At 34.9% G+C, this 12,258-nt stretch carries 7 protein-coding genes and 2 riboswitches; of the genes, 2 read left to right on the top strand and 5 right to left on the bottom strand.

From position 1 onward, the window contains the following. Nucleotides 1-252 precede the first annotated feature (252 nt). The 3 genes from BM183_RS16015 to BM183_RS16005 all read right to left on the bottom strand — a co-directional run bounded on the left by BM183_RS16015 (nucleotide 253) and on the right by BM183_RS16005 (nucleotide 6,557). A complete protein-coding gene (locus tag BM183_RS16015) occupies nucleotides 253-2,016 on the bottom strand; it encodes a trypsin-like peptidase domain-containing protein (protein WP_091687882.1) in 1,764 nt (587 codons plus the stop codon). 394 nt (nucleotides 2,017-2,410) lie between these two features. After that, a complete protein-coding gene (locus BM183_RS16010) occupies nucleotides 2,411-5,827 on the bottom strand; it encodes an FtsX-like permease family protein (RefSeq protein ID WP_091687881.1) in 3,417 nt (1,138 codons plus the stop codon). A 25-nt stretch (nucleotides 5,828-5,852) separates the two neighbouring features. After that, nucleotides 5,853-6,557 (bottom strand): ABC transporter ATP-binding protein, encoded by a 705-nt coding sequence (locus BM183_RS16005; RefSeq protein ID WP_091687880.1) that lies wholly within the window; start codon nucleotides 6,555-6,557, stop codon nucleotides 5,853-5,855. A gap of 229 nt (nucleotides 6,558-6,786) precedes the next feature. On the opposite strand from BM183_RS16005, the gene BM183_RS16000 reads away from it, so the two are divergent. Then, a complete protein-coding gene (locus tag BM183_RS16000) occupies nucleotides 6,787-7,050 on the top strand; it encodes a hypothetical protein (protein ID WP_091687879.1) in 264 nt (87 codons plus the stop codon). A gap of 16 nt (nucleotides 7,051-7,066) precedes the next feature. Further along, nucleotides 7,067-7,146, top strand: a riboswitch (ZMP/ZTP riboswitch). A gap of 68 nt (nucleotides 7,147-7,214) precedes the next feature. Next, a riboswitch (THF riboswitch) is annotated at nucleotides 7,215-7,329 on the top strand. Between the two features lie 315 nt (nucleotides 7,330-7,644). Next, nucleotides 7,645-8,535, top strand: a complete 891-nt coding sequence (locus tag BM183_RS15995) for an ECF transporter S component (RefSeq protein ID WP_091687878.1) — start codon at nucleotides 7,645-7,647, stop codon at nucleotides 8,533-8,535. A gap of 145 nt (nucleotides 8,536-8,680) precedes the next feature. Here BM183_RS15995 and BM183_RS15990 read toward each other — a convergent pair whose 3' ends face one another. Together BM183_RS15990 and BM183_RS15985 are read right to left on the bottom strand one after the other, a co-directional pair. Then, on the bottom strand, nucleotides 8,681-10,915 hold the full coding sequence (locus BM183_RS15990) for a HelD family protein (protein WP_091687877.1): 2,235 nt from the start codon (nucleotides 10,913-10,915) through the stop codon (nucleotides 8,681-8,683). 524 nt (nucleotides 10,916-11,439) lie between these two features. Next, entirely contained in the window at nucleotides 11,440-12,171 is a 732-nt protein-coding gene (locus BM183_RS15985; protein ID WP_091687876.1) for a YARHG domain-containing protein, read from the bottom strand. Between the last annotated feature and the right edge of the window lie 87 nt (nucleotides 12,172-12,258).

The following is a 12,258-nucleotide window of genomic DNA, read 5'->3' as shown; positions in this document are numbered from 1 at the left end:
AAACAGGAATTATAGACACAAACATAAAAATGGTTCTAAATACAGTAATGGAGCAGGATTCAGAGAATCCCACCCCAAAACTTGACAAAGAGCCCTTTTATATTAAGGTATAACAAGAAGGTAAGGTGATTCTTATGGAATAGGAATCACCTTACCTTCTTGTTATACCTGTAATCTATTTCATAGGAAGGTGCCTTTTGTAAAATCCATCTTTCCTATCTTATTTTATTGTACATGCAGCATAAGACAATTTTAATGATTCATCATAAAGTAATATTTAACCGGACCAGTTAACGCTTCTTTCTTTGGAAAGATGGTAATGTAATAAGTACCAGCGGTAAGCACACTTTCAATAACAGACATTTGGGTGTCATTTACCTGTTTGCCAGATGCAACCTCCACCACTTTTCCATTCTCATCCATAATTGTAAAGTATACATCTTCCATGTTTTCTGAGGAGTGAACTCCGGCAAATTGCAACTGGGACGGAGCAGATAAATTAATCCGGTAATAGTCAATTTCATTTGGAGCTATTGTTCCTAAAACCATCACTCCGGATTCTATGGTTTGACAACTTTCTTTACTGCCGCTTATAGTAGAATCCTCATATAGCAAGATGGAACCGGAAGTTTGCTCATAAAATTCCTCTACTGTCATTGGATTAGCTGTACTAACTTGATAAATCTGCGGCAGGTAAATAGCAAAATTTAAATTTTGTCCATCTACCAAATACATGGTATTAATTCCAATAACTTCTCCATATGCATTCAGTAAAGGCCCTCCGCTATTTCCCTTTGACATGGCTGCATTGGTTTGTATATAAGTGATTCCCTCTAATTTGCGTAAATTATTAGTTACTATGCCATCGGAAAAGGTATCTGTAAGTCCAAGAGAGCTGCCGATAGTATAAACCCTCTCTCCCACTGTTATTCCGTGCTGATTATGCTTTAATATATCATTTGTGGCAGGTATACGAAGGATTGCTATATCCAATTCTTCACTGTATCCTAAAATATATGTAACATCAAAGTTTTCGCCATTACGCATATGTATACTAATAGAACTTGTATCTTTAATCACATGGTAATTCGTTATAATAGTTCCATGATCGATAAAAAAACCCGTTCCCAACCCACGGTTGGTATTTATCTGAACTGTGGATGAAACACATCTTGCATAGATTTCTTTTGCAGATAATTCATTTTTATCATCTTTTATAATATCTTTTACCGTAACACGAATCTTTAATATTTCATTTGTTTTGTTGGAAGTAATAGTTATAGCTGTTGTACCCTTCCCTTTTGGGATAATGGTTAAAGGAATATTTCCCTCATACCACTGTCCTAATTTGTAATTCAAAATCTTTGGATTCTCTACTTTAATGGTTAATTTTTCACCTGACGGATCATCAGAAGACAGGGCTAACTGAACCGCCTCATATATTGTAATATCCGTAGCACTGGCATGAAGCCTTTTATCTGTTACGGTAATATGGCATTGGTACGTTTTTCCTCCACTTTTTCCTGTAATGGTGGCCTTACCTAGTTTTTTTGCCATCACCAGCCCCTCACTGTTAATGGTAATAACAGAGGAATCGGAACTGTTCCAGCTTACTTTTCCGGAAGAACCTTTGATAGAAAGTAATTGGGTATCTGCTATTTCCATCTCTAGCTTTTTATTACTTATATCCGGATTCTCTACGGTTACTTTGCAGGTATAAGTCTTAGAACCAAGAGCAGCCGTTATAGTTGTACTTCCCTTCTTTACTCCCGTTACCCTACCTGTATCGGAAACCGTTGCTACCTTCTTATCCGCCGAAGTCCACTTTACCTTATCCTTTGTTCCGTTCACTTTCAAAGTATAAGTTCTTCCTGCATACAAGGTAATCTTTGATTGATTTAATTTGACCACTGCAGCTTCCACAAGTTCATAATTCATAAGTGGCAGCTTAACAGGAACTGCCAAAAAGGATGTTGCCAAAAAGATCGTAACAATAAACTTTTTTATCTTTTTCATCTGTAACTCTCCCTATAATTAAAAATGTCATAAACAATATTTAAATAAATTAAAACTTTATATCCTTATAAATTAAATCATCTGACAAAATACATTACACAGCTTTGCCCTCTAAATCTAAATTGATCTTAGAGAGTAGGGGGATGATGTATGTTTTATGTGACTTTGGTAAATTCGTTATGGTTCTTATACTATAGAAGTCGCGCCAATCATTGAAAATGGAGATGTCTGAAGTGGCAACGCCACCGAGTTATCCATTTTCAATGATGCCTTAAGCGATTACTATAGTATTAGAACCATCGAATTTTCCTATGGAACATAAAACATACATTATCCCCTGCTCTCTAAGATATCAATAGCCAATATTGGGCAAAGCGTCCTATTACATAATTATTTATTCCACACTTTTCAAAGATTCCACCATATCAATCTTTCTCAACTTATAAAACATAAAGTAGTTGACGAACCCAGAAAATCCAAAGGTTAATAAACCGCTGAATACATAGCTGATTCCTTTCATTTGCCGTCCAAACATAATGGTATCAATCTCTGCGGTTAATATAACAAAGCGGTGAAGAATAATACCCAAAAATATACCTACAAGGACTCCAACTGCTGTTAAAATAACATTTTCCCGGTATACGTAAGTTGCTACCTCCATATCTTGAAATCCCAGAACTTTTAGTGTGGCCAGTTCACGTTTCCTCTCATTTATGTTAATATTATTGAGATTGTATAAAACAATAAAGGCTAATAGTCCCGCGGAAATAATCAGCACATATACCACAATATTTAAACTTTTCAGCATATCATGAATCTGCTCTTGAAGGTAACTGGTAAACATTATGGAAGATACCTGGGAAAAATTAAGCACCTGAGAAGCAAAATTTTCTTCATATGCAGCATCTTTATTCAAGGATTTAAGATATATACTATTATATTCCGGATTGGCTACATGCAATTTCCTATAGACAGCTGGTGACATAAATATATAATTGAGCATATAGTTTTCAACAATATGGGATACCTTAACCTGTATGCTGCTAACCTCTCCATCTTTAATATCTATGGTGTCTCCCACCTTTACCTCCAGTAGAGATGCCAGCTTCTCGGTGATAATCGCGCCATCCTCTTCTAAATCATAGTTTTCATAGGTTTTTCGATCTCTAAACTCTATAAAGCTTTTTATATGCTCCTTATCCTCAGGCACAATCAGCGTTACACTTTTTTCCTTGTTTTGATATCCTGCATCCACCGTCTTCTCACTTGTTTTTATAAAATCTTCAACATTAGAATCATTCTGAAGGAATTCATAAATGTTCTTACCTTTATCAGAATCACTATCCAACTCTTTCTCTTTTAAGGTTATGATGGAATCCTGATGCCACAGGTCCACGTACTGAATATCGGACATAGCAGATATGGAATCTTTTAATCCAAATCCCACTAAAAGTAATGCCATACAACCACCTATTCCAAATACGGTCATAAAGAAACGCTTTTTATATCTTAATAGATTTCGAATGGTGGACTTGGTTGTAAAGTTAAGTTTTTTCCAAATCCATGGAATCCTCTCTAAGATAACGCGTTTTCCTGCTTTAGGGGCTGCCGGCCTCATTAACTGAGCCGGTGTTTCCATTAATTCTTTATAACAGGCAAGATAAGCAGCCATAGTTGTACACAGTACCGCAATTATAGTAGATAACATACCAAAATACATATTATATGGAGTTATGACTTCCGGTATATTTTGATAAAGGATTCCATAAGCCTTTATGATTACTTTAGGAAGTAATTGTTCTCCAATTAACACCCCAAGAAGACTCCCTAAGATACTGGCCAAAAAAGCATACAGAATATACTTGCCGGCAATAGCTGCATTCTTGTAACCCAAAGCTTTATAAGTACCAATCTGGGTTCTTTGCTCTTCTACCATACGGGTCATGGTAGTTAAACTAACTAAAGCCGCCACTAGGAAGAAGATAGCCGGGAATACTTTTCCTATATTACCTATTCTCTCAGAATCCTGCCCATATTCAACATAGGTCTGGATACTGTTCCGGTCTAATACAAACCACTTTGGAAATTCAATTTTACTTAATTTTTCTTCTCCATCTGCAATTTCTTTCTTTGCATCTTCTATTTCCCGTGCTGCTGTTTCTTTTCCTTCCTCATACTCTTTTATCTTATCTTCCAGTGTTGATTTGCCATCCTGTAATTCCGCCTCTTTTTCTAAAAGCAAAGACTCTGATTTTCTTATTTCCTTTTCCCCATTGCGTAATTCTTTCCATCCGGCTTCTATCTGATTTAGTCCTTCTGTAATCTTTCTACGGTTTTCTGCAAGGGTCTTTTCTCCGGCTAATAGTTTTTGTTCTTCCTTGCTTAATACTTTACCTGCTTCCTTTAATGTTTTTTGCTGTTTGTCCAGTTCCTCTTTCCCTGCATCTAATTCAGACTTACCATCCTCCAGCTGTTTTTTTCCGCCATTCAACTCATTCTGCTTTTCTTTTAGTGCACTTTCCCCTGCTAAAACCTCCTGCCATTTATCAGGATATAAGTCTTTATAAGGTTCTAGCTGTTCTTTTTGTGCTGCTAATTCTGCTTTCGCTTTATCTACCATTCTTTGGGATTTATCCAGTTCCTCTTTTTTTTCCTTCCATGTTTTCATGGAAGTGTTCCATGATTCATATGCAGTATTTAGAGTTTTAACACCTTCTTCATATTCTGCTTTCTTTTCGTCAAAAAGCTTTTTACCTTTGTTAAAATCGGATTCCGCCCTATTTAGCTCATTTTGGCCTTGTTTTAATTCCTTTTCTTTATCAGTTAAATTATTTTTATTAGTTTCTATCTCATTTTTGCCGGACTTTAGTTCCTCCCAAGCTTTTTTTATCTCCTCTTCACCATCTGCAATCTCTATTTTGGCATCTTCTATTTTCTTTTCGGCATCTGCCAATTTTTCATTAACTTCCCTTTCACTCTTTGCTAATTCTTCTTTTGCATCTGCCAGATCCTTCTTGGGTTCCTCTAAGACTTCCTGATAACGGGCCTCTTTTCTCCTGTCCGCTATCTTTTCAATATTATCCGCTACCCCTTCCACTGTTTTATCGTATTCCGGGGTATAACTAATAAGTCCTTTGGCTTCCTTGGCAGTAATAAAGATTTCTGTATATGCCTCCATGGTAAAGGTGTCTTTTGGTACTACAACAAAACTATTTACTTTTCCATTTCCAATGGAACTGCTGCCTCTGTTAAAAGATAAATATTTGGAACTTGATCCCACACCCACTATAGTAAACGTATTTTCTTTAAGGCTCTCTGATAAGTCATCTTCCGTACCAGATGCAAAATGAATGGAATCTCCTATATTAAAACCGGTAGTTCCCAAAAATCGTTCGTCCACCAGGCACTCTGTGGTTAACTGAGGAAGCCGGCCTTCCAATACACGAATCTGATTTATATGATCGGTTTCGGACATGACTTTAAGAACCATTTCTATTTCTTCGGAGTCTAATAAAACATCCACTGAGTAAGAAGGCTCCACAGCTTCAACTCCATCCACCGTACTGATTTCTCTTACATCTTCATCAGTAAGACCTAACGTACTTAAAACACGAATATCCATTAAATTACTGCTGTCATAAAAACTGTCAGCTGATATTTTCATATCCGGCTGTGAAGCACGAATTCCTGAAAAAAATGCCACACCCAGTGCAACAATAAACATAATGGATAGAAACCGGTTTAAACTATTTTTTATTTCTTTTATAAAATCCTGCCTGATTGCTTTTCGCTTTTTCTTATTATTTTCCATGATTCACTCCATTACTCTAGATGTCTTACCACTCTATTGTTTCTACGGATATAGGGTTTTCATTCACTGTCATACCACTTACTTTCCCGTTTTTAATCTTAATCACTCTGTCTGCCATTGGGGTTATGGCTGAATTATGGGTGATGACAATCACCGTCATTCCATTCTCTCTGCAAGTATCCTGTAATAACTTCAGTATGGCTTTACCAGTATTATAATCAAGAGCTCCCGTTGGTTCATCGCATAGCAACAGCTTAGGATTCTTAGCTAATGCTCTGGCTATGGATACCCTCTGCTGCTCACCACCGGATAGTTGTGCCGGAAAATTCAACAGCCTTTCCCCAAGCCCCACCTCACATAAAACAACATCAGCCTCTAAAGGATTTTTACATATTTGAGATGCCAGTTCTACATTCTCTACTGCCGTAAGATTCTGGATCAGGTTATAAAATTGAAATACAAAACCTACATCGTCTCTTCGGTAATTAGTAAGTTCCTTTTTATTAAACTCACTAATATCCACCCCATCTACCATAATACTTCCTTCACTACAGGAGTCCATCCCCCCTAATATATTTAAAACTGTAGTTTTTCCTGCCCCACTAGGCCCTACAATTACAACAAATTCACCTTTATTAATTTCAAAATCAATTCCATCCACCGCTTTAATAATAACTTCTCCCATTCGGTAGTACTTTTTTACATTTTTTAGTTCTATAAATGAAGACATACAGCTCTCCTGTTCTAAAAGATTTCAATATAGCTATTGTTAGGTATTATACTACTTTAGCATTATGAAAACCATTATAAATTTATGAATTTTTTGGAAAGTTTTTAATAGATACTTTATTTAATCCTTTTATAAGTTTCTTGTCTGGTATCAAAAAATATGCTACAATCTCAATTAATAATTAAAATACTACTATTTTTAAATTTTATTTTGGAAAAGGGGATTTATTTTGAAAAACACTAAAAGAGTTTTTGCTTTAGTTGGAGTTTTATTGTTATTATGTATACCTGTTCTCCTTGTAATAGGCGCATTTACTGCTTCCCGGGATTCTGCAGCACTATTTAAGGCAAGTATTTTTTGCGCCATTGTTGTTCCGATTATGGTATATGCTTATATGTTAATTTATCGACTGATTAAAAAGAATAACAAGGAACAGATTGATAGTAAACAAATAAATAAAAAGGATGACCAAGGTGGAATTGACAACCAATAAAGGCTATGATAATATTAAAGTGCTGAATCACTGGCGGAAGTGGAATTAACCACCGGGAGTACAGCACTTTCAAAGCCGACCGTCTGGGCATGATGCTTGGATTGGTGGGCATTTTTATTACATTCCGTATTCACAAAGATATTTCGGAACAATTTTGAATCATGAGCAGAGTAGGATTTTGTGCGTAAATCAAAGATTTGCAGTGTCTTCTGAACGGGGAGTTGTCAGAGGAACGAAAAGCCTTTAAGGCTTACGGTACAAGGTTCGCATCCCGCTGCTACATAAGGAGAAGCGGTATTATTATAATACCTCTTGTTATGTAGCTGTGCTGCATAACAGGAGGTGTTTTTTATGGTTATAACATAGAACATCAATTTAGCGTCAAACTTTCCACAATTATTTAACCTCATCAGGTAAGGATTTGCCTGTTTCAGCAGGAGTTAGGGCTCCTGCTGAAATGCCACGTAGTGGCAATGTGGTAGAGCTGGTAGCGTAAGCGGATAAACTTGCCTGTGGGCAAAACTTGCCTGTCGGCAAAACTTGCCTATCGGCAAGTGGGAATATCCGCTTTGAAAAGAGAGAGGAGAAGTTAAATTGAAAAAATCATCTTTTTATGTGCGCCGCATTACAATATCTGCGGTATTTCTTAGTATTTCATTAGTTATGAAAACATTATTTTCTTTTTACATACCCATATTTGGACAAAATGGAATGAGTATCGATATCTCTGGTATTTTCTCCATAATGCCAGCCATTTTATTTGGACCAGTGTATGGAGCCGCGACCTACGGACTTACTGACCTTTTAGGCTACCTTTTGAAGCCAATGGGGACATATATTCCCCTTATGACATTGGTGGTAGCTGCCGGCGGTTTTATCAGGGGTACATTATGGGCTTTTCTGAGAAACAAAGACAGTAAGAAATTAAGAATTGCCATTGCAGTATGCTCAGCGTTCCTATTGGTAGTAGGAATCTGCAACATTGCATTTCTGTCTGCCGATGGCATTAATAAAAATTTTTATGAAAATGTACAGAAAGAAAACATAAATACAGATAGTATGCATTTTGTCAGCAAGGCACTTATCACCAGGACAATCAATACGAAGGACCCATCAGGGAATCTAAGTACATACATCTCTTTCGTAACGACAGGAGTCATTGGAAGCGCTGCTCTTGGTATTCTTTTACTGATCGCAGACCTCTTTATATCAAAGAAGTTCCTTCGTGACACAGGAAAAGGACAAATTCCTCAGCTTCTTATCACTATGGTTGGTTCGGGTCTGATTGTAACTACACTTAATACCATTGTATTGCGTGAAACAATCTTAACTGCATGGAAGCTGCTTCCATTTACAATAGTATGGATACCTCGTGTAATAGAAGAGATTCTTGGAAACACAATTAAGGCATATTTTGTATCCATACTATTGGGTGTTTTTAAAAGACAGCGTAGTTTAAATGAACTGACAGGTAAGCCATCCTGATCGGAAAGAGGAATAGGGAGCAGACTATAGCGGTAAATTCGGTGGCGATCGTTCTGTGTTTAATTCAACCCAAAACCACCGCCACCGAAAACATTCAGGTTACTGTTACATTGTCAGGCATATCTCTGCAAAACATTTGAATAATCTAGCTTAATAGTTTGGCTAATTCTCCTTTATAAACTATATGGAGCTCATGAAGTGCTCTTGTAATTGCCACATATAAGAGCTTTGCATCTGCATCGGTAGCCTCATAGCTATTACAATCTGGGTTCCATAAGATAACAGAATCAAATTCCAGACCTTTTGTCATATGAATAGGAAGTACCATAATTCCATTGGTAAAATTCATATCTTCCATGTTCTCCGTAAGTCCTTCTACTTCTATATACTTTTTTAAATTCTCATGTACCATTCTTGTTTCTTCCATAGTACGGCAGATAATTGCAATGGTTGTATAACCGTCTTTATGATTTGTGCTGATAATATCTATTACTTTTGATACCATCTCTTGCTGATTGGCACTTTTCGTAATGGATACCTCTTTTCCATGTCTTATAACCGGTTCTATATCATAAGTTTTAAAGGTACATTGTTTTAAAACTTTACTTGCAAAATTAGAAATCTCCACCGTATTACGGTAACTTTTAGCCAAAACATAAAATTTATCCTTATCCGGATAGAATACTTCTTCTTTCAGGGTTTCCCAGTCATTCATACCGGTATCATAATATATATTCTGGGTTATGTCTCCCATAATTGTATAAGTACAATCATGAAATAATTGTTTCATTACGTAAAATACCGATACACCAAAGTCTTGAGCCTCATCCACTATAATATGGCTGACCTGCTCAAAATCAATGGTTAATTTCAACCTTTTTTTAATGTATGCGAGCATGGCTAAGTCATATAGATCAATAATTTTATTATCAAAGTTATCAATAAGCAGCCGGATCACTTGTTCTTCCGGTATATCATAATTCAAATTTATATAATTCTGTTGATTTAATATTAAGTCCTGTAAAAAGTTTTTATAAATTTCAATCAGATTGATTTTCATGCTCTTCTTTCCAAAATAATCTTTAAACTTTTTGAGTTCAATACTGATAGTTTCTTTCTCTTGCTGCTCTTTTTCATTTACCAGCCGTATTTTACTGCTTAACCTCTTATTCAGCAAATCAATTTTTTCTTGCAAAGGCTTATCTTTAAATATATCCAGAAAACCTAGAATTTCAGATTGTGAATAAACTTCTTTGTTGTGATATACAATGGAATCCGGCTTCAAACTCTTTATTTCATAATCATTTATATAAGTTTCTAATGCTTTGACAAAGGATAGAGAGCCTTTAAATTTATTTAATGCAATCTCATTCCCTGTCTTTTTAATCTGGGATTGCTTTGAGAAATTATCCTTTAATACGTATTTATTTTTCTTTATATCAAAATCTTTGTTTAAAAGTATGTTCAAGAATTCTACCATGGTCATTTGATTAATATTATATACATCAAGGTTAGGCAGAACCCCGGTAATATAATTTAACAGCATTTTATTACTGCCGATTATATAGAATTCGTCGGAACGAAACTTTTCTTTGTAATTATAAAGGATGTAAGATATACGATGCATGGCTACTGTGGTTTTTCCGCTTCCTGCCACTCCTTGAACAATTACATTATGCCATGGGGTGTCTCGGATAATCTCATTTTGTTCCTTTTGTATGGTTGCTATGATTTCTCCTAATACCACTTCCTTATTCTTACTTAGGTATTTTGTCAGGAATTCATCATTTGCAATAACATCCGTATCGTAGTAGTCAATTAGTTTACTATCTCCTATTTCAAATGTTCTTTTTAAATTTAGTGATATAAATATCGGATCTCCATATGGTGACAGATAGGAACTTTCTCCCGTTTCACTGTCATAATAAACACTTGAAACAGGCGCTCTCCAGTCAACAATCACTATATCGGTACTGCTTTTGCTGATTCCATTTTTACCTATATAGAGAGAATATATTTTGTCATCAGGGTTTTTCTTATCAGAATCCTGTATTTCATTCTCTTCATGTTCTACGTAATCAATTCTTCCAAAGTAAGGTTTTTCTATAGCTGACAGGTTTTTGTTTAATGCTCTTTCCATGTCTGATTGCATACTAAGTCCGATTACTAAATCATTATGGAGTTCCGGGTTATTGGAGCGGTAATTATCATACAATTCCTTGGTTTCATCCCGGATCATCTTTAACTTTTCCGTATAGTCGTTAATGTTATTCTGTATAACAGCTACACATTGTTCCAAATGGTCTTCTTCTTTTTTCCACTCACTTCTTAGCTCTTCATGTTTTTCTTCAAAACAATTGTTGTCCATTCTTTCTTCCATGATACCTCCTTAAGGTCGTTAGCGAACTAATGGTTTAAGTTCTTTATTTTATTTTTTCTCTGGGTTACTGTTACATAGTACTGGAAATTTAAAATAAATACTAGACTTTTTTTTCAAAGTATGTTATGATGCATAATGAAGTGTGCCTAAAAATAAGAATTGTTATTGGGGGTAATTTCCAATTTGTTTTAGTGAATGGTAGATCAACGATGAATGAACGTTGATGTAACCGTTTTTTTTTGCAAAAAATTAAATAAAATAAGGTAAGTCAAGGCAGTTTCTTAATTTCAATTAATATTTAAAAGACTGTTACAAAACAATAAACTGTCATGCTAAGCCTTATAAAACCCCATATGAAAACGAAAATTCTTGCCGTATGTAATTTAGCTATACTGAATTACATACAATAAGAAAGTCGCTATCATAATTAGATCTGCGGCTTAGAATGACAGTTAATAAGTCACTTCCATTTATATAACATTTCTCTATTTTATAAAAAATGTATTTTATATATCACTTTCTTCTTATCTATATCCCATATCTTTCTCTGCTTCATGAATGGTCTGAATATTCTTGATTTCATAATCATTTAATATAGAAGTATCAAATTCTTCTGCTGTAAATCTTGGTTCATACCATAACTGTGCTCTAAAATAATTATTTAAATCCTCATTTTCAAAGATTCTTCCATACCTGGCATATATCTCATTTCTTGCCACCAGTAGAACATTTTTACTGCAATCCTTAAAATCTTCTTTGTTATAATACTGTTTGTCTGTTTCAAATAATGGATGAATTACCACTGAAATATCAGTAGTAAGCAGTACTCTTTCCCTATAGCTTATTATTTCATTATAAAAAGAACAATTTTCCTGATATATATTTCTTTCCTGTACCTTAGTAATGAATTCATCTTCGGTCATATTGTCCATTTCTTTATAATACTCTTCATTCACACTATTTCCTACAGATATGATTTCTTTTGTTTCATCTTCCTTACTATCAGTCCCATCCTCACCTTTTTCATTATTATTTTCTTCCGGATGATTCATTTTAGTTTCCTCATCCGGGCTTTCATCCTTATCATTTATAATTCCTGAGGAATCTTCATTTGTTATAGATGAATCTGATTTAGATTCTGCTTGTTGATTTATTTCTTTGGCTACACTAATATCCTTTTCTTTCAATTCATTTGTTTTACTACAGCCAACTAAAAAGGCACATATACATAAACCCATTATTAATACTTTTTTCATTTATATTTCCCGCTTTCATTTTCTACATTATATATATTTTTAATAGTTAAATCCCTATTACAACTTAAAAAATAATACAATCTTTAT

This window comes from Anaerocolumna aminovalerica (assembly GCF_900115365.1).
Lineage (GTDB): Bacteria > Bacillota > Clostridia > Lachnospirales > Lachnospiraceae > Anaerocolumna > Anaerocolumna aminovalerica.
This window is presented reverse-complemented; position numbering and strand designations above follow the sequence as displayed.

What these genes read in the sequence shown, in the direction of transcription:
- BM183_RS16015 (WP_091687882.1), bottom strand. Translation starts at nt 2,016, where the DNA reads ATGAAAAAGATAAAAAAGTTTATTGTTACGATCTTTTTGGCAACATCC.
- BM183_RS16010 (WP_091687881.1), bottom strand. Translation starts at nt 5,827, where the DNA reads ATGGAAAATAATAAGAAAAAGCGAAAAGCAATCAGGCAGGATTTTATA.
- BM183_RS16005 (WP_091687880.1), bottom strand. Translation starts at nt 6,557, where the DNA reads ATGTCTTCATTTATAGAACTAAAAAATGTAAAAAAGTACTACCGAATG.
- BM183_RS15990 (WP_091687877.1), bottom strand. Translation starts at nt 10,915, where the DNA reads ATGGAAGAAAGAATGGACAACAATTGTTTTGAAGAAAAACATGAAGAG.
- BM183_RS15985 (WP_091687876.1), bottom strand. Translation starts at nt 12,171, where the DNA reads ATGAAAAAAGTATTAATAATGGGTTTATGTATATGTGCCTTTTTAGTT.